The organism is Frigoribacterium sp. PhB24, assembly GCF_003755185.1.
Taxonomy (GTDB): Bacteria; Actinomycetota; Actinomycetes; order Actinomycetales; family Microbacteriaceae; genus Frigoribacterium.
Genome location: NZ_RKIC01000001.1, coordinates 1 through 22,825 on the forward strand (window position 1 = coordinate 1; position 22,825 = coordinate 22,825).

Genomic DNA, 22,825 nt, shown 5'->3' on the forward strand with positions numbered 1-22,825 from the left:
CTCCTTGTCTTTTGGTCCCGGTGGGGATGTACAGGGTTCGCCACCGTCGCCGAAAAGGATTGGAACGCATCGACTTCGTTACCCCGCCGTGACCTCGGCCCTTTCGTCCGGACCGTCGACCGGGCTCGTCGCCCGCCGTGCACGAGCCACCGCGAGCCCGCGCTGCGAGGTCCAGAAGTCGCGGACCGTGTCGCGGAGCTCGGCCGCCCCGACGTCGGCGCCGAAGGCCAGCGATCCGGGCTCGAGGGCGATGCCGTCGGCCAGCGTGGGCAGGGCGACGGCGTCGAAACCCACGGCGTCGACCAGGGCGGCGACGACGTCGAGAGCCTCCTGGTCGTCCGAGGCGAGGGCGATCGCGCTGCGTCCCGGGTCACCCGCGGGCAGCGCCCCTTCGTCGAGGTCGTGGTACCCCATGTGGTTGAAGCCCTTGACGACGCGCGACGCGGGGAGGTGCCGCTGCACGAGCTCGCTCGTCGAGGTGCGCACGTCCGAGAGGTCGTCGCGCAGGCCGTCGGTCTCCCACCAGTAGTTCATGGCGTCGATGACGACCTTGCCGGCCAGGGCGTCCACCGGCACCGAGTCGAGTTTGCCGAGGGGCAGGGCCAGCACGACGATGTCGGCCTCCCGCGCCGCTTCGGCCGACCAGACCGCACGAGCCCCGGGAGCGATGACGTCGACGATCAGACGGATGCGTGCGGGGTCTGCCGACCCGGAGAGCAGGACGGGGTGGCCGGCGGCGTGGACGAGGCGGGCGAGGACGGTGCCGACCTTGCCCGCGCCGAGGATGCCGATGGTGGGTGCGGACGTCATGTGTCCGTGCAACCGCCGAGAACGCTCGTCGATTCCGGACGCGGCGATGCACCGCAGGCCCCTGAACCAGGTCTGCGGTGCACCGTCGGTGTGGAGTCGCTCAGGTGCGAGCGACGGGGGTGACCGTCAGGCGCGTGCCGTCCGGCGGCGGGCCGCCGTCAGCAGGCCGAGCCCGGCGAGGAGCGCCAGCAGGCCACCCGCGAGCGGGGCCGTCGTGTCGCTGCCGGTGAAGGCGAGCGACGAGTCGGCGGCGAGGGCCGAGGAGGCGCGGGCCCCCGAGGCGAGGACGCTGCGGTCGGTCGAGGCGGCCGTCACGAGCACGGCGTCCGTCGTGACGGTGGTCCCGTCGGTACCCGGTGTGGTGATGACCTCGTCACCCGGTGTGGTGGGCGTCGTCGGGTCGACCGGGTCGGTCGGGTCGAACGGCTCGGCCGGGTCGACGGGGATCGTCGGGTCGGTCGGGTCGGTCGGGTCGACGGGGACGGTCGGGTCGGTCGGGTCGACGGGGACGGTCGGGTCGGTCGGCGTGGTGCCGGTCGTCCCGCCCGTGGTGTCGCTGTCGCCGATCACCGAGACGCCGTTGCCCGACAGGTCGATCGGCAGCGTGATCACGGGGATGATCTGCGTGCCCCCGAGGATGCCGTCGTCACCACTGGTGGTGTTGCCACCGGTCGTGCCGGTGCCTGTGCCGGTCGAGCCGGTTCCCGTCGTCGTCCCCGTGCTCGCTGAATCACCGACCACCGAGATCGCGTTGCCACCCACGGTCACGGGCAGCCCCACCGACGGCACGACCTGCGTGCCCCCGAGGATGCCGTCGTCACCGCTGGTGGTGCTGCCACCGGTCGTGCCGGTGCCTGTGCCTGTGCCGGTCGAGCCGGCCCCGGTCGTGGTCCCCGTGCTGGCCGAGTCACCGACCACCGAGATCGCGTTGCCACCCACGGAGACCGGGATCGTCACCGTCGGGATCACCTGGGTGCCCCCGGCGACGGAATCGTCGCCGCTGGTGGCGGCACCCGCCGTGCCCTGACCGGTGCCGGCTCCCGCGGCCGGGGCCGTCGTCGAACCGGTGCTGCTGCTGTCGCCGACCACGGAGACGGCGTTGCCACCGACCGTGACCGGAGCGACGACGTCGCCACCGACCTGCGTGCCGCCGAGGATGCCGTCGTCACCACTGGTGGTGCCGGTGGCCGAGCCGGCGGGAAGGGCGTCAGCCGCGCCTCCGGCGGGGGCACCGGTCGTGGTCCCCGTGCTGGCGGAGTCGCCGACCACCGAGATCGCGTTGCCACCGACCGTGATCGGCAGGGTCACGTCGACGAGCGCCTGCGTACCCGAGCCGATCGAGTCGTCACCCGACGTGGCGGCCGGTGCGGTCACCGCGGGTGCCGGTGCGACCGGGGCGGCGGGGGCCTCGACGGGAGCGGCCGTGCTGGCGGAGTCGCCCAGAACCGAGACGGCGTTGCCTCCGACGCTGACGGGCACGTCGACCGAGACGATGCCCTGGGTGCCCGAGAGCACGCCCGAGTCTCCGCTCGTCGTCGTGACGGGTGCGGCGGGCGCCGCAGGAGCCACCGGCGCGACGACGGGCGCCGCAGGTGCCGCAGGCGCCGCAGGTGCCGCAGGTGCCGCGGCGGTGCTGCTCGCGTCGCCGAGGACGCTGACGGCGTTGCCGACGGCCGAGACCGGGGCCTCGACGACGGTGCCGACCTGGGTGCCCGAGAGCAGCCCGTCGTCACCGGTGGTGGTCGCCGCGGTGGCGGCGGTCGTTCCGAGGGCCCAGATGCCCCCGACGAAGAGCGCTCCCATGAGCCCTCTCGAGACGTACTTGTTCATGACTTTCTCCAAGAGATGAGGTGTGTGGTGCCGCGTGATCGCGGCGGGGTCGCTGATGTCGCCGGCAGCGAGAACGCTGCAGGGGCGACGCGACCGGCCTCAGTCGGGGGAAGAGTCGGTGTCGTGGGCGGGCGTCGACGGGAGGTCGTCGTCGCCGTCCGCGGAGCCCGCCGACACGGCGAGTCCGGGAAGCTGGGAGGCGCGGGTCGCGTCGAGCGCGACGGCACCGCCGGCCGCGCCACCGCCCGAGGCCTGACCATTTGCGCTGCCGCCGGTGCTCGAGGGCAGAGCGGGCGTGCCGTGGTCGTCGCCGGCGGGACGAGGCGTGGGGCCGGGGGTGGGTGCCAGGGGCACGGTGGTCGCGTCGGCGGATGACATCGGACCGGAGGCGATGTGCGCCCGCAGGACGGTGACCGCGTCGGTCGCGTCCTCGGTCGAGGGCGCGACGGACACGAGGGTGTCGGTGACGTCGACGACGGCGGCGGGGCCGTCGACGCCGGCTTCGGAGCCGGTGAGGGCATCGCCCGCGGGCGGGGTGACGCCGGGCAGGGGCGTGACGCCCTCGGGCACGACCGGCACGGCCGGCACCACGATCGGGGCGGCAGGAGCCGCGGCCGAGTCGCCGACCGCGGCGAGTCCGCCGTCGACGACGCCCGTGAGCGGGTCGGTCACGGTCGAGACGGGTGCCGGGCCGGTGACCGCGGACACCACGGGGACGGCCGCGACGACGTGGTCCACGGTCTGCGCGACGGGCGCGACGACCGACGAGACGGGAGCGGCGGCCGCGACGTGCTGGACGACCTGAGGCACCACGGGGGCGGCGGCCTGCACCACGTGCTGCACCGGGGGCGCGACGGCCGTGGCCCGGACGGCGACGTCCGTGACCTGCGACACCGCGCCTCCTGCGGTCTGGCCCACGGCGGCCACGGGGGCGTCGAGCGACCCGGCGACCTGGCCGACGGCCGAGGTGACACCGCCGAGGAGGGACGAGGGGGCTTCGTCGGCCGAGGCCGACGTGGACGAGAACGCGAGTCCGAGACCGACCATGCCGATCGCGGCGAGACCGGAGAGGCCGAGGAGGCGCACGAGACGGAGCGGGGCGGATCGCCTCGTCGTCGTCTCGGCCGTCTGATCCACGGCGCACCTTCTTCGGTCGCGTCTCACGTCGAGGTGGTTGGCCTCGGCGTCGGGGTCGTGCCCCTCACCACGCTGGTAAGACGCGATGTGCCGTCTTTTCTACGCCGACCGCCGGGGGTTGTCCATGAGAACGCCTCATATGTACCCCGATCGTCCTGGGTTCCTCCAGGTGGCGGGGTGTCAGACCAACTCGAGGTCCCAGGCGGGCGGCACGTACACCGAGCCCCAGCCGGCCCGCAGCCGCGTGATGGCGCGGTCGAACGACTCGAGCACGTCCATGTCCCGTCGGACCATCGACTGCAGCTGCAGGCCCTCGTACAGGGCGATCAACTGCTCGGCACCCCGGGCCGGCTGCATCGTCTCGGGTTCGCGCCCCAGCTCGACGTCTCGCATGAGGGAGGTGCGGATCAGGCGGTAGAACTGCTGCCATTGGTCGTGCAGGAGCGGCGCCAGAGGATGCCCGGGGGTGGCGGCCACGTTCACGGTGGCGCTCAGCAGGCGCATCAACGCGGGTTCGGCGACGTTCGCCCCGACGATGGCGCGCAGCAGGGCGATCGTGCCGTGGGTCTCGGCCAGGGGCAGCAGCGGACGGGTGCGCCGGCCGACCCAGAGGTCGACGGTCGCCAGGACCAGGCCGTTCCAGTGCGTGAACTCGTCGCTCACGGTCTTGACCGGCAGGTCGGCGGCTCGGGCCACCAGCTCGAACGACGCCTCGTGGAAGGCGTGCTCGGTGAAGACGCGCATGGCCGCCTCCACGATGGCGATGCGCCGTTCGACGGCGGCGGAGGGGGCTCCGAACGGGATGGTCGGGGCGGTCGTCGTGGCCGGGGCGTCCGCCGGCTCGGGCTGGGTCTCGTGGATCACGGACCGACGTTACGGATTACTCGGGCACCGGTCGACGCCCAGTCCGGGGCACACCGGCCACCTCGACGGTGCCGCGCCCGACCATCCCGCGCCTCCTGCCAGGGGCCGTCCTTCGACGACGATCGTCACCGGCCGGCCGAGTACCTCGCGCTCACCTCCGCCGGGGTCGAGGCCACGTCCAGGACCGTCGTGTCGTCGAGGTCCCCGCGGTAGTACTTGCTCGTCGGCGTCGAGGCCCACGAGACGCTCACCGCGTCGTAGCCGATCCGCCAGTACCCCCGGGCGTTCTCCGCGGCCGCCTGGTTGGCCGAGCCGACCAGCGTGCCGTCGACGTAGAGGGCCATGCCCGACGAACTCAAAGTCGCCGTCGCGAGGTGCCACGCACCGTCCGTGTAGGCCGCCGGGCTCTCCACGGTGTAGTACGTGCCGCTGTAGACACCGAAGATCAGCGTGCCCCTGTCGGTCAGGTAGAGGTGGCGGTCGTATTGACTCGACGCTCCCGACTGGCTGTTACCGAAGCCGATCAGCTTGCCGCCCGTCGTCGTGGTCGTGCGGAACCAGGTCTCCACGGTGAAGACCTGGGGCCCGTCGATCATCTGCGCCGTGGTGACCTGCCCGGTCGCCCCGTCGAACCGTGCGTAGGGACTCGCGCCGGCGGCACACGTGCCGCTGCGGATCGTGGCACCCTGCGTGAGCGTGCCCGCGCGCCCGTTGCCGCTGGCGTCGCGCGCGGTCGTGCCCACGCCGTCGTTGAACTGGTAGGCGAATCGTGCCTGGGCGGCGACCGGACGGTCGAGGCATGCGAAGCGCGAGGTGGCGAGGGTCGCCCGCGTCGAGGTCGTGGCCGAGAAGGCGGCGTGACTCGACCCGACGACGACGAAGAGCACGGCCACCCCTGCGACGACCGCGAGGACCGCGCCCGCGGCCCGTGCCACTCGGGTCCGCCCCGTCGGTGGCGTCCTCGCGCGGTGGCGTGAGAGGGCGAGCGGGTCGACCACGTCGTCGCTCGTCGGCTCGAGGCGGGTCGCGGCGAGCAGGAGCAACACCACGAGTGACACGACGAGCACGCCGAGGACACGGTCACCGCCCTGCCACAGCATGGCCGAGCCGATCGCCGGGACGAGCAGGACGCCCACGCCACGGACCGCCTCCGTCGAGACGAGGCTCGAGTCGACGTCGGCGTTGGCGTCGCCCCGCAACCGCAACCCCTCGTCGGTGGTGTCGACGAGGCGGTGCAGCCGCAGTGCCCCCGCACGATCGGGGTCGTCGACGAGCAACACCTGGCCCGCGTCGAGGTCGTCGACGTCGACGGGCATCGCGACGACGACGTCGCCGGCGGCGATCGCGGGCGCCATCGACCCCGAGACGACGGTGGTGGGCGACCAGCCCCACAGGGCCGGGACGGCGGCCCAGAGCAGGAGGCACACGGCCGTCGTGAGGACGACCCGCGCGACCGTCGCCAGGCACAGCGCACCCCAGAACGACAGGTCGGAACGGACCTGCGGGCTGGCGGCGACGGGGGAGGTCGCGACGGTCGTCATGACGGCGGCATCCGGCTCGGGGGGCGACTCCCGCGTCAGCGGGTGGTCTGGGCCTCCCAGGTGAACCCGATCGACGCACGGGAGTCCTGGCCGGTGTTCGGCGTCGACTGGTTGAGCGTGTACGAGAACTTGAAGGAGCGCGACTCCGCGGCCGTCCCGGTCGGCGACCAGGTGGGGCTGCCGTTCGCGTAACCCGTCCGCTGGCTCGCGAAGTCGGCGAGCGTGCCCGTCCAGACCTGGGCCCCCTGCGACGCGGGAGTGAACCCGTCACAGGACGCGCTCGACCCACCCGTTCCTTGCTGGATGGTCAGGTCGAGGTACGACGAGAGCGAGTTGGTCGTCGTCGCCGAGGTGCCGTAGAGCCGGACGGCCGAGGGCACGCTGCCCTTCGAGGTGACCGTGATGCACTTCGTGCCGCTGTCGCCGGGCACGAGGTTCGAGGCCGAGAACAGGGCGACGTCTGCGTCGTCGTCCGTCAGCTGGACGGTGCCGGTCGACCAGTTGCTGGTCGGGTTCGAGGTGGTGGCGGAGAACGCGGAGTACGACGCCGTCGAGATGATGGCGCCGGAGGCGATGACGGCGACGGGCACGGCGGCCCAGCGGGCACGACGCGTCCAGCGGGCGCGACTGATCGATCGGGACATGTCGGGGAGTCCTTCGGGTGGGTTGCGTCGCGGCCCCCGTGGTGCAGGTCGGGAGGGGGCGCGGACGTGTCGGCACGGTGCCGATGATGCGAAAGTACCGACGAAGAGTCATGTCGGTAAGGGTCTCGCTGTCCCCAGTGAGGGGGAATCGCGTGTACCCCTTTTCGAGCACGAGCGTCCGTCGTCAGCGCCCGCGACCGGACAGCAGGGCGTGCAGCAGCGGGAGGACCGAGACGCTCATCAACACCGTGCCGACCACGTCGTCGCCGCTGCGCAGGACGGCACCGGCGACGAGCAGGGCGCCGAAGAGCACGGCCGAGACCACGCGCCGGGCCGTCCGCTCGATGCGCGTGAGCTGGCGCTCGATCCGGGGGCTGCCCACCTCGAGCGTGCCGTCCTCGAGGCGCGTGACGAGGTGGTCGAGTCGGCCGGGCAGGCGCACGGCCACGGTCGCGGCGTCGACGGCGCGGCGCGTGACGTCCTGCACCGCGTTGCCCCGCTCGTCACGGATCAGCTGGGCGGCGTAGGGCTCCACCGAGTCCCACAGGTTGAAGGCGGGGTCGAGCGCGCTGGCGACCCCCGAGGTCAACGTCATCGCGCGCAGGACGAGCAGGAAGTCCTCGGGCAGCTGGAACGGCAACGACCGGATGAGGTCGCCGAACTGTCCGGCGAACTCGCGGTACTCGCGAGGGTCGACCTGGCGCAGCTCGGCGAAGCCCATGCCGCCGAACCGGGCGAAGGTGGCGGTCACGGCCCGCTCGAGTCCGACCGTGTCGGCGCTCGGCAGCAGGACCCCGAGGTCGCGCATGGCGGCCACCATGCCCGAGCCGTCCCGGGAGGCGGCGGCGATCAGCAGCGTGCGCAGCCCCGTGCGGGTGCCCGTCGGCACCTCGCCCATCATGCCGAAGTCGATGAAGGTGAGCTTCCACGGTCGCCGACCGTCGACCGCGTCGGGCACGGGCGTGACGAAGATGTTGCCGGGATGCGGGTCGGCGTGGAAGAACCCATGGGTGAAGAGCTGCTCGAACATCACCTCGGCGAAGACGGGGGCGACCTCGGCCGGGTCGATGCCGGCGGCTGCGAGGGCCTCGACGTCGGTGATCTTGATCGCCGAGACGTCGTCCAGCACGAGGACGCGCCGCGTGGTCCGCTCCCAGACGACGTCGGGCACGCTCACGCGGTCGTCGCCGGCGAAGTCGGCGGCGAACCGGGCCGAGTTGGCGGCTTCGTTGAGGTAGTCGATCTCCTCGAGGCTGGTGCGGGCGAACTCCTCGACGAGGGCCGGGGCGTCGACCCGGTCCGACACCAACCGGACGTGGCTGAGCCAGCCGCCGACACGACGGAGCGCCGCCAGGTCGACGTCGACGACGGCGTCGATTCCGGGCCGCTGCACCTTGAGCACGACGTCGGTCAGCCCCGTGTCGGCCGCGTCGACGGGCCCGAGCGTCGCGCGGTGCGCCTGCCCGAGCGACGCGGCGGCGATGGGCGTCTCGGCCACCGACGCGAAGACCTGCCCCAGGGGTCGGCGCAGCTCGGCCTCGGCCAGCGCGCGGATGCCCGCGAAGGGGACGGGCGTGACCTCGTCCTGCAGCCCCTCGAGTTCTTTCGTGATCTCGGGTGGCAGCACGTCGAGACGCGACGACAGGTACTGGCCGACCTTGATCATCAGGCCGCCGAGGTCGAGCGCCAGCGTGTGGAAGCCCCGGGCGAAGCGCCGCATCCGGCGGGCTCGGGTGCGCTCCGCCAGCCGTCGCAGGCCGAACCGCGGGAGGACGAGCTCGAACCACCAGGTGACGGCGAGGTGCCGCGAGGCGAACCGGAGGATGCGGCGGTAGCGCGCACGACCGGCCCGGTCACGCACCGGAGGACTGGACGCGGAGGGTTCGGTCGACGCCACCCTCGTCAGTCTCTGGCGAGGATCGAGTAGATGCGACGACGCGCCTCGTCGAGCACCGCCACCGCCTCGTCGACCTGCTCGGGCGAACCCGTGCGGCCGACCTGCGCCGTGGCGCGAGCCAGGTCGACGCCGGCCTTGGGCAGGGCACGGAACCGGTCGCCCGTGGCGGAGCGCTCGGGCTCCCACGGAGCCGAGGGGTCGACCCCGGCGGCGGCACGACCGGCGTCGGTGAGCGAGTAGACCTTGCGGCCGTCGGTCTCCTCGGCGGCGACGAGCCCTTCGTCGGCGAGCAACTGCAGGGTCGGGTACACGGACCCGGCGCTGGGTTTCCAGTCGCCGCCGCTGCGATCGTCGATCTCGCGGATGATCTGGTAGCCGTGCATCGGTCGTTCGGCGAGCAGAGCGAGGATCGCGGCACGCACCTCGCCGCGCGGAGCCCGGGTGCCCTCGCGGCGGTCGAAGGTCGAGCGGAGCTGCTCCATGGCCTGCCACATGCCGTCGAGGCCGGTGCCGAAGCCGAAGGTGCCGGGTGCTGACGTGCTGCTCATGGTGTTCTCCTTCTCGAGGGTGGAATGGGGTCGAACGATACCCGGACGATATACCCCGGCCCGCGGCCGGTCGGGGCTGACGCCCAGGCAGGAGGCGCGGCCGCGGAAATCCCGAACGGTCCTGTTCTGGGGGTGCCCGCCCACTCGGACGGGGGGTTCGGGCCGCCGGACCAGGGTGGTTGAGTTCCATTCGTGGGCATGAACCCCCACCGACGGCTCGCTGCCGTCACCTCTCCGGCGTTCCCCGACGTCCGCCGGCGAGCCCTGCTGCCTCGGCGTTCCCCGACGTCCGCCGAGGCGGCAGGACCTCCGTCGTTCCCCGACGTCCGACGGAGCCGCACGTCCCTCGGTGACGACCCGCGCCTCCGAGGCCCCTGGAGTCCGCCATGCCCTCGTTCCCGACCCGCCGCCTCGCGGCCACCGCCGCCGCCACGGCCCTGGTGTTGACCGCCCTCGCGGCCGCGCCGGCCCAGGCCGCCGCCCCCTCGCCCGCCTCGGCCGGCGCCGCCCCGAGCACGGTGGCCGCCGCCTCGACGGCCACCGGGGGCGTCGCGGCCGACCTGTCCCGCGACATGGTGAAGGTGCCCGCCGCGCCCCTGCTCGAGGCCCGGACCGACGACGCCGTGTCACCGGCGACGGGAGTGACGACCCACCCGGTCTACGTCAGCGTCGCCACGGTGACGGCCGCGACCTCGGACGACTCCCCCACGCCGCCCGACGACGCCTCGATCCGCGCCGCCGTCACTCAGCTGCACGACTACTGGTGGGAGGAGTCGGGCCACACCGTTGACGTGACGCTCGCCGGCATCGAGACCCGCCCGCTCGACCAGGCCTCGTGCGTCCCCGCCACGGTGCTCAACACGGTCCACGCCTCGGCCTTCGGGGGCCGGTTCGCCAAGTACGCGTGGGCCGGCACCAACGAGCACCTCATCGTCCTGAGCCGCGAGACCTGCGGCACGACGGCGACGGCGTTCGGCACGGTCGGCGGCGACGGCGGCGAGGTGTTCAGCTCGTACGGCACGGGCGCCGCGCTCGGCGTCCCGGTCCTGCTGCACGAGTTCGGCCACAACCTGGGCTTCGGCCACGCCGGCGCCGGCATGTGTCGCAGCACGACCTCGTTCGACGGGGCCGCGAGCGACTACCGCTATGCCACGTCCACCGACACCCCTGCCGCCTGCCCCGTGCTCGAGTACGGCGACTTCCTCGACATCATGGGCTACTCGATCTCGTCGGCCCGTCCCCACCTGTCGTCCGCGCAGCGCGTCCGAGCCGGCTTCCTGACCGACGTCACCACGCTCAGCGGTGCCGGCACCGCCCGCCAGGTCGTCGTCGCCTCGCTCGACGGCACCGCGAAGGGCCGCGCCCTGAAGGTCGTCGACCCGATCAGCGGGCAGGGCTACTACGTCGAGTACCGCACCGCCACCGGGACGGACGCGAGCAGCGCCGAGTTCGGCGGCCGGGCGGCGTCCTGCGCGCTCGTCGCGTCGGGCTTCACCCGCTGCGCGCTCACGAGCGACAGGACGACCGGCAGCGTGCGGGTGCTCCGACCGCTGACCCTCGCGGGCAGCACGGTGTCGACCGTCGCCCTCGCCGTCGGTCTCGACGCGAAGCGCGACCCCAGCCGTCGCGACACGCACCTCGACGCGGGCGAGTCGTTCACGAGCGCGAACGGCGGGTTCACCGTGTCGGTCCGCTCGATGACGCCGTCGGGAGGCGCGGTGCTGGACGTCACGCTCGCCGGGGGGTCCGCCAAGGTGCCCGCCTCCGCTCCGGCCCCGACCCTGTCGGCCCCGGCGCCCGCGACCGCACCCGCGACGACGACCAGTCGCCTGAGCGTCGACCGCACCCGCCAGACCCACGGCTCGAGCACCCCGATCACGACGACCACCCAGGTCGTCGCGTCGGACGGCTCGGCCCCGAGCGGGACGGTGACGCTCCGGGACGGCACGGCCGTCGTCGGCAGCACGAAGGTCGGGTCCGACGGGCGCGCCACGGTGACCCTGCCGGGGACGACCGCGGCGGGCACCCACCAGCTGCGCGCCTCCTTCGTCCCTGCCACGTCCGCACAGGCGGCGTCGGACTCGTCGATCGTCGGCGTGACCGTCGACAAGGCCTCCTCGTCCAGCGCGTTGACCCGCGGGAGGACGGCGATCACCAAGAACAAGGCGGCGACGGTCACGGTCACCGTGTCGGCCCCCGGCGTCCCCCGCCCCACCGGCACCGTGACCGTGACCTCGGGTGGCAGGACCGTCGGCACCGCCACCGTCTCGGCCGACGGAGCAGGACGCGTCACCGTGCCGGTCGGGACCTTCACCCGCGGGGGCACGTACGTCCTGTCCGCGTCGTACGCCGGGTCGGGCAACGTGTCCGCCAGCGTCTCGAAGCGGATGATCGTCGTCCTGCGCTGACGTCCGCGGCGCCTCCTGCTCTTGCGCGCCGCGCCGGCCCGGTTGCCCCCCTGCCAGCCTGCAGCGCGACGAAGAACCCGGTTCCGAACGATGCACCCAGAAGGAACGGGGCGCATGGTTCGGAACCGGGTGCGAGGCGGCAGGATGCGCGGGTCGGCGACCGGCGGAGGCGCCGGCCGTCGACTCACGACGCCCCCGCGCGTCCCTCAGTACTTCGCGGACTGCCCACCGTCGATCGGCACGACCGCCGCGTTGACGTAGGTGGCGTCGTCCGACAGCAGGAACGCCACGACCGAGGCGATCTCGTCCGCCTTGCCGTACCGCTTGGTGGGGTTGATCTGGATGAACTGCTCGGCGGCCTTCTCGGGGTTCTCGGCGTCGATCTGGCGCATCGAGGCCTCGACCATCGGCGTCCAGATGGCACCGGGCGCGATCGCGTTGACGCGGATGCCGAATTCGCCGTACTCGACGGCCGAGTTGCGGGTGAGGCCGACGACACCGTGCTTGGCCGCGGCGTAGCCCGACTGGTTGCCGACGCCCCGGATACCGCCCACGCTCGCCGTGTTCACCACGGCACCGCCGTCACCCTGCGAGCGCATGACGCCGAGCACCTTCTCGAGACCGAGGAACACCCCGCGCAGGTTGATCGAGACGACCTTGTCGAACTCGTCCGCGCCGAACCGCTCGGTGAGGTTCTGCTTGCCCTCGATGCCGGCGTTGTTGAAGAACGCGTCGATGCGGCCGAAACGCTCGACCGTCGCCGACACGTAGCGGGCGACGTCGTCCTCGCTCGACACGTCGGCGAGGACGGTCAGCACCTCGGCACCGGGGACGGCCTCGAGCACGGCGGCCTGCGAGTCGGCGAGCCCCTTCTCGGAGACGTCGACGAGCGCGAGCTTCGCCCCCTCGCTCGCGACACGGACGGCGGTCGCGCGGCCGAGGCCGGACCCTCCGCCGGTGATGAGGACGACCTTGTCGGTGAAACGTTCCATGGGACGGGCTCCGGTTCTCTCGTTCGGTGGGGCCCGACGCGGCGCCGGGCCAGTCGTCGCGCGACGTCGCGCGACTCGCTGTAAGGCTACACATGTCGCCTTACTGGGCCCTGACCGCGGTCGCCGCACCGCGCCTCCTGCCTGCCTGGCCCTGGTCGCCGGACGGAGAACCCGGTGTCGAGCCATGAACCCGAAAGGAACGGGGTGCATGGTTCGAAACCGGGTTCGAGAACAGGATGCGCGGGTCAGCCGCCTGCGCGGCTCTCGAGCACGGGCATCTCGATCTCGACGCCGACGAGCCGCTCGTCGGCGATCGTGACCGGGTACGCCTCACCCGTGATCCGCACGGCGGCCTCGGCCTCGCGTTCGGCGCACGAGCCGCCGACCCAGAGCTCGACGTCGCCGGGCTCGACGACCCGTCGGTGGTGCCGGTCGGTCAACGCCAGACGGGTGGTGGGGACGCGGAAGACGACCCGCGCCTCCTGACCCGGTTCGAGCGCCACGCGCGCGTAGCCGAGCAGCTGCGCGACGGGCCGGGTGACCGATCCGACGACGTCGTGGGCGTAGAGCTGCACGAGATCGGTGCCGGGGCGGTCGCCCGTGTTGGCGACCGTCACCGACGCGACGAACGAGCCGCCGGCCGGCACCTCGCCCGCGTCGACGACCAGGTCGGACCGCCGCCACGAGGTGTACGACAGACCGTGCCCGAAGGGCAGGACCGGCGTGCTGTCGGCGCTCGTCACCTCGGACGGCCCTCCGAGCACCGGGTGCAGGTACGAGAACGGCTGCGCCCCCGCCGACCGCGGCAGCGACACCGGCAGGTGCCCGGAGGGCTCGACGCTGCCGGTCAGCACGCCGGCGACGGCGGACCCGCCCTCCTCGCCCGGGAAGAACGCCTGGACGACGGCGGCGGGCGCCCCCGCGCCCGACACCGCCCAGCCGATGGCGTACGGCCGGCCCGAGAGCACGACCATGACGGTCGGCGTGCCGGTGGCGACGACCGCTTCGACGAGCTCGCGCTGCACCCCGGGCAGCTCGAGGCTCTCGACGTCGTTGCCCTCGCCGACGGTGCCTCGCCCGAACAGGCCGGCCCGGTCGCCGACGACCACCACGGCGACCTCGGCCCCGCGGACGGCGGCGACCGCGGCGGCGAGGCGGGACCGGTCGTCACCCTCGACGTCGCAGCCGGCCTCGACCACGACCTCGGCCGCCGGCAGCTCGGCGCGCAGGCCGTCGGCGACGGTGGGCAGCTCGAGGCCGAGCGGCACGCCGGGGTGGTGCGCCAGCACGTGGTTGACGAACGAGTAGCAGCCCATCAGGGCCTCGGCGCTGTCGCCGTTCGGGCCGACCACCGCGATCGAGTCCGGGCCGGCACCGAGGGCGCCGGCGGCACCCCGCACCAGCGGCAGCACGCCGTCGTTGGTCAGCACGACGACCGACTCGTCGGCGAGCTGACGGGCGACCGCCCGGTGTTCGGCCGAGTCGAGCTCGATCGAGGCCGGAGGCGGCGTCTCGAACGTCTCGTCGAGCAGCCCGAGCTCCTCTTTCTCGGCCAGCACGCGCAGCACCGCACGATCGACCAGCGCCTCGTCGACCTGCCCGCTGCGGACCCGCTCGGCGAGAGGTTCGAGGTAGGCGTCGCCGGTGGGCAGCTCGACGTCGATGCCGGCCTCGAGCGCCAGCGCCGCGGCCTCGCCACGGTCGGCCGCCACCGCGTGCATCACCTGAAGGAACGCCACCGAGAAGTAGTCCGACACGACCACCCCGTCGAATCCCCACCGCCGGCGGAGCACCTCGGTGAGGTACGACGGCGTGCCGGCGACCGGCACCCCGTCGATCTCGGCGTACGAGTTCATCACCGACCGCACCCCGCCGTCGAGCACGGCCATCTCGAACGGGGGCAGCAGCACGTCCTCGACGAACCGCGGCCCGACCTGCGCCGGCGCGTGGTTGCGCCCCGCCGCCGACGTCGAGTACCCCACGAAGTGCTTCAGCGTCGCGTGCACACCGGCCGCCTGCAGTCCCTTCACGTAGGCGGTGCCGATGGTGCCGACGACGTACGGGTCCTCGGCGATGCACTCGTCGACGCGCCCCCACCGCGGGTCGCGGATCACGTCGAGCACGGGTGCGAGCCCCTGGTGCACGCCGAGGTCGCGCATCGACCCGCCGATCAGCCGCGCCATGCGCTCGACCAGCTCGGGGTCGAACGACGCGCCCCAGGCGAGCGGCGTCGGGAACGTCGCGGCCTGCCAGGCGGCGAGGCCCGTCAGGCACTCCTCGTGCACGAGCGCCGGGATGCCCAGGCGGGTCTCGGACCGCAGGCGGCGCTGTTCGCGCCACAACCAGGAGGCGCGCTCGACCGGGTCCACCGGCCTGGTCCCGTAGACCCGCGTCAGGTGACCGAGTCCGTGGCGGGTCGCGTCGACGTAGTCGCCCGACGTCGCCATCTCGCCCTGCATCGGGGCGACGTTCTCGGCTCCCTGGTCGACCCACCAGCCGACCAGCTGGGCGAGCTTCTCGTCGAGGGTCATCTCGGCCAGCAGCGACGCCACCCGGTCGGAGGCGCGGGGCTCGCCGATCGTGAGGGCCTGCGGTCGGGGGGTGGTGTCGGTCATGTCGGCTCGCGCCTCCTGGTCTGTGACGGTGTCGGTGGCGGTCATCCCTTGACCGCCCCGGTGAGCCCGCCGACGATGCGGCGTTCGAAGAGGCTGAAGAAGATCAGCGCGGGCAGCATCGACAGCGCCGTGAAGGCGAGCACCCGGGCCGTGTCGACCGAGTACTGCGACGAGAACGCCTGCACGCCGAGCGGCAGCGTGAAGGTCGACGGGTCGTTGAGGATGAACAGCGGCAGCAGGTACGAGTTCCAGGCGCCGATGAACGCGAGGATGCCGACGGTGATGACACCGGGCAGCGACAGCCGAACCACCATGCGGAAGAAGAAGCCGAGGCGGCTGCAGCCGTCGATGAATGCGGCCTCCTCGATCTCGTCGGGGATCGCGCGGAGGAACGGCACGAGGATGATGATCGTGGTCGGCAGGGCGAACGCGATCTGAGGCAGGATCACGCCGGCCAGCGAGTTCGTCAGCCCGAGGTCGCGGATCACGAGGTACAGCGGCGTGATCGCGACGGTCATCGGGAACATCAGGCCTGCCGCGAACAGCGCGTAGAGCACCCCGCGACCGGCGAAGCGGTAGCGGGCCAGCACGTAGCTGGCGGCCAGGCCGAGAGCGACCGTGCCGATCGTGGTCGCCCCGGCCGAGATCAGCGAGTTGCCGACCTGTCGCCAGAACGTGCCGCCCGTCAGCACGTCGAGGTAATTGCCGACCTGCCACGGGCTGGGGAACCCGGACGGGTCGGTCGTGATCTGCGCGTTCGTGCGGAAGCCGCCGATCACGATGAACGCGACGGGCGCGAGCATGGCGACGATGACGACCGCCGCGACCACGTACGCGACGCCGCGTCCGGGGTCGGCGATGCCGCGCCTCCGTCGCTTCGTCGGCCGAGGGGCCGCCGGGGCGGTGGCGCCGCCCCGCGGTCGGGCGGGCAGGGTGCTGGCGGTCATCGTTCTTCTCCTGCGGTCGAGGCGGAGGTCGTGACGGCCCCCGCCGTGTCGCGTCGCAGCACGAAGCGCTGGTAGACGAGGGCGACGACGAGCGAGATGAGGAACAGCACGACCGCGACGGCGTTGCCGTAGCCGTAGCTGCCCGAGGTGCGGCCGTTGGCGACCATGTAGGTCGCCATGGTCGAGGTGCCGGCGGTCGCCGCGATGTACTGACCCCAGATGATGTAGACGAGGTCGAACAGCTGCAGCGAGCCGATGATCGACAGGAACGCCCAGATGCGCAGGGTCGGGCCGAGCAGCGGCAGCGTGATGCGACGTTGGATCTGCCACCAGCTCGCGCCGTCGATGGCCGCGGCCTCGCTCAGCTCCTCGGGTACGCCCTGCAGCCCGGCGAGGAAGAGGATGACGGCGAAGCCGACGTACTTCCAGGTGATGATCACCAGCAGGGTCCAGATGGCGATGCTGGGGTCGGCGAGCCAGTCGGTCGCGAGCGAGCCGAGGCCGACCTTGGTCAGCAGGTCGTTGACGGCGCCGCTGCCCTGCAGCATGAGGCTCCAGCCCGTGCCGACGACGACCTCGCTGATGACGTAGGGCACGAAGATCAGCACGCGGATCAGCGACTGCCCGCGCAGCTTGCGGTTGAGCAGCAGCGCCAGGCCGATGGCGACCGGGCCCTGCAGTACGAGCGAGAGCACCACGATCGTGGCGTTGTGCCGCAGCGCGTCGAGGAAGGTCGGGTCCTGGAAGATCGTGAGGTAGTTGCGGAACCCGACGAAGTCGGTCGGCGGACCGAAGCCCTGCCAGCTGAAGAAGCCGTAGTAGGCGGCCATGACGATCGGGAACACCACGAAGGCCAGGAACACCACGAGGGCGGGGCCGACGAGCAGGGCGATCTCGAGGCCGCGGGCGCCACGCCCCTTCCGGGACACGGCCCGGGAGGCCGCCGGGGGCGACGCGAGTGCGTCGCCCCCGGCGGTGGCGTGAGCCCGCGAGGGTGCGGCGGGCCGCACGGCGGGTTCGCGGAGGCTCACGACGGGGCCCTACGCCTTCTTGGCGGCGGAGTCGACGGCGTCGACGAACTGCTGCGGCGTGCCGTCGCCCGAGAGCAGGTCGACCACGGCGACGTTCATCGCGTTGCCGACGTTCAGGCCGTAGACGGTGTCGAGCCACTGCGACACGAACGGGGCGTCGTTGTAGGCGCTGAGCACGTCCTGCAGGTAGGGCTCGGTGACGGCCTGCTGGGCGACCGTGTTCACCGGAGGCGCGTTGAAGGCCTTGTAGTACGCCGTCTGCACGTCGGGGGTCGCCAGGTAGTTCAAGAAGTCCACGCACGAGTCGGGAGCACCGGCCGAGCAGGAGTACCCGTCGACGCCACCCATGATGGCACCGGCCTCGCCGTCACCACCGTCGACGGCGGGGAAGGGGAACCACCCCAGGTCGGGCAGCGGCTGCGCGTCGGGCGTGAGCGAGGCGATGACCCCGGGGTTCCAGGCACCCATGAGCTCCATGCCGGCCTGGTGGTTGGCGATCAGGCCCGCCGAGCTGCCGGCGCCCTGCTGGGCCGCCGTCGTCAGGAACCCGTCGTTGAAGGGCTCGGTGTCGCGGAAGTCGGCGAGGTCCTCGGCGGCCTTCACCCAGCAGTCGTCGCTGAAGTCGCGGTCGGTCGCGGCCTGCTCGAGCACGTCCGAGCTGCACGAGCGCAGCGCGAAGAAGAAGTACCAGTGGGCGGCGGGCCAGGCATCCTTGCCGCCGAGGGCGACGGGCGAGACGCCGGAGCCCTTGAGGGCGGTGACGGCCTGGTCGAGCTCGCCCATGGTCTTCGGGGCCTCGGTGATGCCGGCCGCGTCGAAGAGGTCCTGGCTGTACCAGAAACCACCGGGCAGCACGGCGACGGGCATCGAATAGACCTTGCCGTCGATCGAGCCGGACCCGAAGGTGCCCTCGCTGATGTCGTTCTTCGCGTCGTCCGAGATGCCGTCGGTGATGTCCTTGACCTGGCCGGCCGAGACCATCGCCTGCAGCTTGCCGCCGCCGCGCTGCAGGAACACGTCGGGTGCGTCGCCCGAGTTGAGCGCCGTCTGCAGCTTGCTGTCGAAGTCCTCGTTCTGCACGGTCTGGACGTCGATCGTCACGTCCGGGTTGGCCTTCTCGAAGTCGGCCGCGGTGGCCGTCCAGAAGTCCTGGCCGGGACCGGTCGTCGAGTTCTGCCAGAGGGTGAGCGTGCCGTCGTCGGACCCGCCCGCCCCGCCTCCGCCGCTGCAGCCGGTCAGCAGTCCCGCTCCGATCAGCAGGGCCGCCGACCCGGCCAGGAGCCGTCGAGATGTGGTCATGGTTCCACCTTTTCCTCTTCGTTGAGCGGCCGTGGTCGGCCGAGCGTGCCGTGCTCCGATGCGCGGCGTGGCCTCAGTGTCGAAAACCCCGGAGGCTGTGTCAAACGTTTTCGAAAACCATTTCCGTCGGGCTAGGCTGCGGACGTGATGACGGCACGGGTGACGATCCACGACGTGGCGCGGGCGGCCGGGGTGTCGGTGGCCACCGTGTCCAAGGCGGTGAACGGGCGCTACGGCGTCTCGGCCCAGGCGATCGAGCGCGTGATGGCGGCCGTCGACGAGCTGGGCTACGAGTCGAGTCTCGTGGCCAGCAGCATGCGGGCCCGCCGCACCGGGGTGATCGGCGTGCTGGTCGCCGACTTCGAGCCCTTCAGCTCGGAAGTGCTCAAGGGGGTCGGGGCGGCCGTGCGGTCGCGGGGCGCCGAGTACGACCTGCTGGCCTACAGCGGCGCGCACCGCGGCGAGAACACCGGGTGGGAACGCCGCTCGCTCAGCCGGTTGAGCGGCACGCTGATCGACGGCGCGATCCTCGTCACACCGTCGGTGCTGACGACGGCCGCGAGCATCCCCGTGGTGGCCGTCGACCCGCACACCGGCCGCACCGACCTGCCCTCGGTCGAGGGCGACAGCCGCGGTGGCGCGCTGCTCGCCGTCGAGCACCTGCTCGGCCTCGGCCATCGTCGGATCGGCTTCCTGGCCGGGCGCCCCGACCTGCGCTCGGCGTCGTTGCGCGAAGCGGGTTACGTGCAGGCGTTGCGGTCGGCGGGCGTCACGCGCGACCCGGGCCTGACGCGCAACGGCGACTTCGAGCTGACGGCCTCCCGCCAGGCGGCCCGGTCGCTGCTGACCAGCGCCGACCGGCCGACGGCGGTCTTCGCCGCCAACGACCTCTCGGCCATCGCCCTGCTGCGCACCGCCCTCGACCTCGGCCTGCGCGTGCCCGACGACCTCAGCATCGTCGGGTTCGACGACATCCCCGAGGCCTCGCGCGAGTCCCCCCCGCTGACGACCGTCCAACAGCCCATGCAACGTCTCGGCAGCGTGGCGGCGAGCATGCTCTTCACGATGCTCGAGGGCGGCGAGCCCGCCGCGCCCGAGGTCCAGCTGCCGACCCGCCTCGTGGTGCGCGGGACGACGGGGCCGCCGCGCGGGTGAGGCCCGCGTCTCCGGTCCCCTGTTTACACTTCCATACGCTCCGGCGTACCCTTGTGTGCATGCCCGAGCAGAGTGTCGCCGACTACGCCGCCAAGAACGGCCTGTCCGTCCGCCGCGTCCAGGCGCAGGCGGCGTGCGGCGCCCTACCCGCACGACGGGTCGCGGGGCGATGGCTGATCGACGAATCACTCGAACACCGGGCCGTCGCTCGGCGCCCCCTCGGATTCCGCATGCAGAAGGCCCTGGCCGCCCGACTGGACGGTCTCGACGACGGATTGACGCCCACCGAGAGAGTGCGCCTCACGAGGCACCTCGACGAATTGATGTCCGACGCCGACCCCGCCGATCTCATCTGGGCATGGTTCCGACCCCGGCGACCCCTGCGACTCGACGGGCTCCCGAGGGATGTCGCCGACCTCTCTGGCGACGGCCGTGTCGTCCCCTCCGGGTTCAGCGACCCCCGTGCCGGGATCGCGGCCGCCGGGATGCTCGAGGCCCACATCGGCGCCGACGACCTCGATGCCGTGCTCGACGAGTTCATCCTCGAACCCTCCGAACGAGCCACCGTCCTGTTGCACGTCGACGACGTCCGCCCGAGTGATCCGGTGCCGCTGGCGGTCCTGCTCGTGGACCTCGCACAGAGCCCCGGGCCCCGGGAGCGGGCCCAGGTCGGCCGTCTCATGGTCCAGCACCTGGCATGACGATCGTCGCCCCCGCCATGACTCCGGCTCAGGCAGCCGCGTGGCATTCCCTGTTCGCCGTCCACCGGCGGCTGCCGACCGGTTGGTGCCTCGTGGGTGGTCAGATGGTCCATTCGCTGTGCTGGGAACATGGGATCATCACGTCCCGCCCCACCGAGGACGCAGACGCCGCATTGGACATCCGGGCACATCCTCAGATGCTCTACGACTTTACGAGCAGCCTCGCAGACCTCGGCTACGGACCGGCCGGCGAGTCATGGAACGGCCACCACCATCGATGGGTGAACGGCCACGCTCAGGTCGACGTCCTGATCCCGCGCTTCCTCGGCGTACGAGCGGATTCCCGACGAGGTGCCTCGGGTGGGACGACGATCGCTTCCGCGGGCGCACAAGGCGCATTGAACCGGGCAGAACCGGTGGAAGTCGAGGTCGCCGGTGTCGTCGGAACGGTTCTCAGACCGACGTTGCAAGGCGCCCTGTTCGCGAAGGCGGCAGCTCTCGTCAACGACGACCCGAATCCCGACCGCCATCTCCTCGACATCGCCTTGCTCGGCACGGCCGTGGGCCGGACCGTCCGCCTCGGCGAAGGGGCGACAGCCGTCGAGAGGCGCCGCCTGCTCTCCGCGCTGGCACGCCTCGATCACCGTCCGGCCCTGACGGCCGGACTCGAGCGCGGCCCGGGCGTGACTCGCCGACTTCGGCTCGCACTCGACCGGACCTGACCACGAGCCCCCGCAGATCCCGGTGTCGCCCTTGACACCAGAATCCGTGCCGGGAGTTCGGGCTCCCGACGGTGCCGACGGTTCGGGCCGCCGACGGCATGCCGCGACAGGGTCGGTCGGGCACGGGGTGCCCTGGGGCACCCGGGCATGTCTTCGGAGCGGCACGCCTCCCCCGTTTGGGTGACACCGCGAGAAAAACGGAAACGCAGGAGGCGCGGGTCACGCGACCCGCGCCTCCTGCGTCCTCGAGGCCGTCAGGCCAGGCCGATCAGGCCCAGAGGAACGGCACGACGAACAGCAGCAGCGTGACGACCGGTCCGATGACCACCATCGACAGGCCCCACCGGGTCAGGTGGCGGTAGAGGCGCGGTCGGTCCTCCTCGACGCCCGAGGCGACGATGGTCGCGCCCGTCGTGCCGAACGGGGCGCAGTCGACGAGCGAGGCGGAGATCGCCAGGGCGTAGATGAAGCCGGTCATCTCGAGCCCGCCGCCCGGGACGAGCAGGGGGACGGCGAGCGGGATGAGCGCACCCAGGATGCCGATGGTCGAGGCGAAGGCCGACACGAGTCCGGCGATCACGCAGATGACGAACGCGGCGAGCAACGGCGATGAGACCGAGCGCGCGACCTCGCCGAGTTGGTCGATGGCACCGAGCCGCGTCAGGACGCCGACGTAGGTGATGATGCCGCCGAGCAGCAGGATGGTGTTCCAGTCCACGCGCGCCAGCGACGCACGGCCGACGTCGGGCTTGACGAAGGCGAGGAAGACGGCCAGCGTCAGCGCGACCGCACCGAGGTTGAGGTCGACGTCGAGCAGCGTGATCGTGAAGAAGCCGACGATCAGCACCGGGATGCTCACGAGCACGACGAGCTGGTACGCGCCGAGCCGGGTGGCGGTGGCCGGCGCGGTGAGGACGGCGGCACCGCTCGAACCGTGCCCGGCACCGGTACCGTGTGCGCCGCCGACTCCGCCGGCCGGGGCCGAGGCCGAGGCACGGGCGGCACCAGCCGCGCGGGTCCGTGCGATCAGCTCGCGGCCGCCGAACAGGAAGAACGCGACGAGGACGACCACCGTGTTGATGCCGACCGAGAGGCCGAACATCAGGCCCGGGTTGTAGGGGATGCCCGAGGCCCGCGCCACGGTCATGACCGTGATGCCGTTGATGCTCGTCGGGGCGAGGGCGCCGCCGACGATGGCCGAGCTCATGACGATGCCCATCATCGTCGAGTGGATCTTGTGCTTGTGCGCCAGGCTCATCGCGATCGGCACGATCGTGAAGGCGGCGTGCGACGTGCCGAGGCAGGCCACCAGCGTCCCGATGACGAACATCGCCCACGGGATGAGCGCGACCCGGTCGCCGATCAGCCCGACCGAGCGGTCGACCAGCCAGTCGATCACCCCGGTCTCGCGGGCGATGCCGAACAGGTAGGTGATGCCGAGCAGGATCAGCAGGGCGTCGACCGGGAAGCCGCCGAGGACGTCGTCGAGGCTCTCGCCCACGACGAGCACGCCGACGAGGAGGGCGGCGACGAGCGCCAGGGCACCCATGTGCACGTTGCGGATCGCCGAGAGGGCGAAGACGGCCACGAGGACGACCAGGGCGACGAGCTCGACGCTCACGAGGTCGCCGCCGGGGTCGGGTCGGTCGGGTCGGGGGTGAAGGGCATCGTCGTCGATCTCCTG

Annotated in this window: 18 protein-coding genes; 4 read left to right on the forward strand and 14 right to left on the reverse strand. The window is 72.3% G+C overall.

Annotation, left to right across the window (positions count from 1 at the left end; translation table 11 throughout):
• Positions 1 to 78: 78 nt before the first annotated feature.
• From EDF50_RS00005 to EDF50_RS00040, 8 genes are all read right to left on the reverse strand, one after another.
• Positions 79 to 822, reverse strand: coding sequence for an NADPH-dependent F420 reductase (locus tag EDF50_RS00005; protein ID WP_370453946.1), 744 nt, complete (start codon positions 820 to 822; stop codon positions 79 to 81).
• A gap of 114 nt (positions 823 to 936) precedes the next feature.
• Positions 937 to 2,640 (reverse strand): chaplin family protein, encoded by a 1,704-nt coding sequence (locus EDF50_RS17045; protein ID WP_304999891.1) that lies wholly within the window; start codon positions 2,638 to 2,640, stop codon positions 937 to 939.
• A gap of 99 nt (positions 2,641 to 2,739) precedes the next feature.
• The gene (locus EDF50_RS00015) at positions 2,740 to 3,777 is read right to left on the reverse strand and encodes a hypothetical protein (protein ID WP_123517233.1); all 1,038 of its coding nucleotides are present in this window, start codon (positions 3,775 to 3,777) and stop codon (positions 2,740 to 2,742) included.
• 180 nt (positions 3,778 to 3,957) lie between these two features.
• The gene (locus EDF50_RS00020; RefSeq protein WP_123517235.1) at positions 3,958 to 4,641 is read right to left on the reverse strand and encodes a TetR/AcrR family transcriptional regulator; all 684 of its coding nucleotides are present in this window, start codon (positions 4,639 to 4,641) and stop codon (positions 3,958 to 3,960) included.
• A gap of 125 nt (positions 4,642 to 4,766) precedes the next feature.
• A complete protein-coding gene (locus tag EDF50_RS00025; protein WP_123517236.1) occupies positions 4,767 to 6,182 on the reverse strand; it encodes a LamG-like jellyroll fold domain-containing protein in 1,416 nt (471 codons plus the stop codon).
• Between the two features lie 35 nt (positions 6,183 to 6,217).
• Positions 6,218 to 6,826 carry a hypothetical protein gene (locus tag EDF50_RS00030; RefSeq protein ID WP_123517238.1) on the reverse strand — a complete coding sequence of 203 codons (609 nt, stop codon included), beginning with the start codon at positions 6,824 to 6,826 and terminating at the stop codon, positions 6,218 to 6,220.
• Positions 6,827 to 7,010: 184 nt separating this feature from the next.
• Positions 7,011 to 8,687: an AarF/ABC1/UbiB kinase family protein gene (locus EDF50_RS00035; protein ID WP_233570229.1), complete on the reverse strand. Its 1,677-nt coding sequence runs from the start codon at positions 8,685 to 8,687 to the stop codon at positions 7,011 to 7,013.
• A 41-nt stretch (positions 8,688 to 8,728) separates the two neighbouring features.
• Complete coding sequence (locus tag EDF50_RS00040; protein WP_233570230.1) at positions 8,729 to 9,271, reverse strand: PadR family transcriptional regulator; 543 nt, start codon at positions 9,269 to 9,271, stop codon at positions 8,729 to 8,731.
• Between the two features lie 386 nt (positions 9,272 to 9,657).
• Here EDF50_RS00040 and EDF50_RS00045 point away from each other — a divergent pair, with 386 nt between their 5' ends.
• Positions 9,658 to 11,679: an Ig-like domain repeat protein gene (locus tag EDF50_RS00045; RefSeq protein WP_158612592.1), complete on the forward strand. Its 2,022-nt coding sequence runs from the start codon at positions 9,658 to 9,660 to the stop codon at positions 11,677 to 11,679.
• 206 nt (positions 11,680 to 11,885) lie between these two features.
• Here the strand turns inward: EDF50_RS00045 and EDF50_RS00050 are convergent, their stop codons facing one another.
• From EDF50_RS00050 to EDF50_RS00070, 5 genes are all read right to left on the reverse strand, one after another.
• Positions 11,886 to 12,671: an SDR family oxidoreductase gene (locus EDF50_RS00050; RefSeq protein WP_123517244.1), complete on the reverse strand. Its 786-nt coding sequence runs from the start codon at positions 12,669 to 12,671 to the stop codon at positions 11,886 to 11,888.
• Between the two features lie 245 nt (positions 12,672 to 12,916).
• Positions 12,917 to 15,286: a glycoside hydrolase family 3 N-terminal domain-containing protein gene (locus EDF50_RS00055; protein WP_123517272.1), complete on the reverse strand. Its 2,370-nt coding sequence runs from the start codon at positions 15,284 to 15,286 to the stop codon at positions 12,917 to 12,919.
• 41 nt (positions 15,287 to 15,327) lie between these two features.
• Complete coding sequence (locus EDF50_RS00060; RefSeq protein WP_123517246.1) at positions 15,328 to 16,233, reverse strand: carbohydrate ABC transporter permease; 906 nt, start codon at positions 16,231 to 16,233, stop codon at positions 15,328 to 15,330.
• Positions 16,230 to 17,243, reverse strand: coding sequence for a carbohydrate ABC transporter permease (locus EDF50_RS00065; RefSeq protein WP_370453947.1), 1,014 nt, complete (start codon positions 17,241 to 17,243; stop codon positions 16,230 to 16,232). Before EDF50_RS00065 ends, EDF50_RS00060 begins: the two co-directional genes overlap by 4 nt.
• Before the next feature lie 30 nt (positions 17,244 to 17,273).
• Positions 17,274 to 18,563, reverse strand: coding sequence for an ABC transporter substrate-binding protein (locus EDF50_RS00070; RefSeq protein WP_123517249.1), 1,290 nt, complete (start codon positions 18,561 to 18,563; stop codon positions 17,274 to 17,276).
• Between the two features lie 147 nt (positions 18,564 to 18,710).
• Here EDF50_RS00070 and EDF50_RS00075 point away from each other — a divergent pair, with 147 nt between their 5' ends.
• From EDF50_RS00075 to EDF50_RS00085, 3 genes are read left to right on the forward strand one after another with little or no spacing between them, the layout of a single operon-like run.
• Complete coding sequence (locus tag EDF50_RS00075; RefSeq protein WP_123517251.1) at positions 18,711 to 19,718, forward strand: LacI family DNA-binding transcriptional regulator; 1,008 nt, start codon at positions 18,711 to 18,713, stop codon at positions 19,716 to 19,718.
• A gap of 59 nt (positions 19,719 to 19,777) precedes the next feature.
• Positions 19,778 to 20,419 carry a hypothetical protein gene (locus tag EDF50_RS16360; protein ID WP_148076716.1) on the forward strand — a complete coding sequence of 214 codons (642 nt, stop codon included), beginning with the start codon at positions 19,778 to 19,780 and terminating at the stop codon, positions 20,417 to 20,419.
• On the forward strand, positions 20,416 to 21,141 hold the full coding sequence (locus EDF50_RS00085) for a hypothetical protein (protein ID WP_148076717.1): 726 nt from the start codon (positions 20,416 to 20,418) through the stop codon (positions 21,139 to 21,141). Before EDF50_RS16360 ends, EDF50_RS00085 begins: the two co-directional genes overlap by 4 nt.
• 268 nt (positions 21,142 to 21,409) lie before the next feature.
• On the opposite strand, the gene EDF50_RS00090 is transcribed toward EDF50_RS00085, so the two are convergent.
• On the reverse strand, positions 21,410 to 22,762 hold the full coding sequence (locus EDF50_RS00090) for an SLC13 family permease (RefSeq protein WP_123517256.1): 1,353 nt from the start codon (positions 22,760 to 22,762) through the stop codon (positions 21,410 to 21,412).
• Between the last annotated feature and the right edge of the window lie 63 nt (positions 22,763 to 22,825).